The organism is Kitasatospora sp. NPDC090308 (genome assembly GCF_044769485.1).
Taxonomy (GTDB): domain Bacteria; phylum Actinomycetota; class Actinomycetes; order Streptomycetales; family Streptomycetaceae; genus Kitasatospora; species Kitasatospora fiedleri.
In genome coordinates, this window is record NZ_JBIVXY010000047.1 from 1 (window position 1) to 1,040 (window position 1,040).

The window sequence follows — 1,040 nt, forward strand, 5'->3', positions numbered from 1 at the left end:
ACGAGTTGGTGCGTGATTGCGGCGGAGATGTGCTGGCCTGATCTGGGGCCTTGTTCAGGCGGTGGCGGTGCGGTCGGAGACCAGTCCGGCGATGGCGAGGTAGGTCTCCGGGAGGGTGTCGCGGCGGTGGGTCCAGCGAGTCAGGCCCTTCCATCGTTTGTGGTCGGCGAGGGCGTGTTCGACCGGGATGCGCTGGGAGGAGTGCTGGTGTCGGGCCCGCTCCCGTGCCTCGTGGACTTCCGGCGGGCAGATCTTGTTTGCCTTCCGCGGCGGAGTGACGGCCTGGCCAGGATGATCCCTTCGTAGCCCCAAGTAGCCGTCATCGAGAAGGACTTGAATATCCGGGAACCGGCGGAAGAGGTCGTCGATGCCCTCGCTGCGGATCGCGGTCGCATCGTGCATGCGTCCCGGGCGGAGGTTGCCGGCCCACAGGGTGCGGCCCGCTTCGTCGGCGACGACGGTGGCCTTCATGGTGTTCTGCTTCTTCTTGCCGGACACGAAAGCCCGTCGTCCGCCGCGGTGGCCGACTGGGCGGCGGACCTGAACCTCGGTGGCGTCCAGCCGCAGGAGCACGCCCTCGGCCTGCGCGTAGGCGAACACGTCCGCGAGGGTTCGCAGCCGGATCCCCGGGCGGTCCGGCACCGCGAAGCCGCGGCGCGCGAGCAGGCCGCGTATCTCGGCGATGGCCCGGGTGATCGTGGAGCGGTCCACGCCGAACAGCAGGCCAAGGACTGCGTGCGGGAGATCGTGCCGCAGATGGATCAGCGCCGCGACCACTCGGTCGGTGAACACCAGCCGGTGCTTGGCGCCCGCACCGGCAGTCCTGCGCCGGACTCCACCCCGGACCGTGTGCCGCCGGCCTTCCACCACCGCCTGCCAGGGCGACGCCAGCTCGGCTATCAGCTCTGCCAAGTGCCGACGCGAGACGCCGGTCAGCATCCGATGCCCGACGACGGCACGGTTCACCATGATCGACACAACGAAGATCATGCCGTCCGAGGCAGCCATGTCCAACTCGCCGCAATCACGCACCAACTCGT

1 protein-coding gene is annotated in these 1,040 nt (G+C 68.9%); it reads right to left on the minus strand.

Annotation, left to right across the window (positions count from 1 at the left end):
- Window positions 1-54: 54 nt before the first annotated feature.
- A complete protein-coding gene (locus ACIQVD_RS34225; protein WP_402292726.1) occupies window positions 55-969 on the minus strand; it encodes a transposase family protein in 915 nt (304 codons plus the stop codon).
- Window positions 970-1,040: the final 71 nt, after the last annotated feature.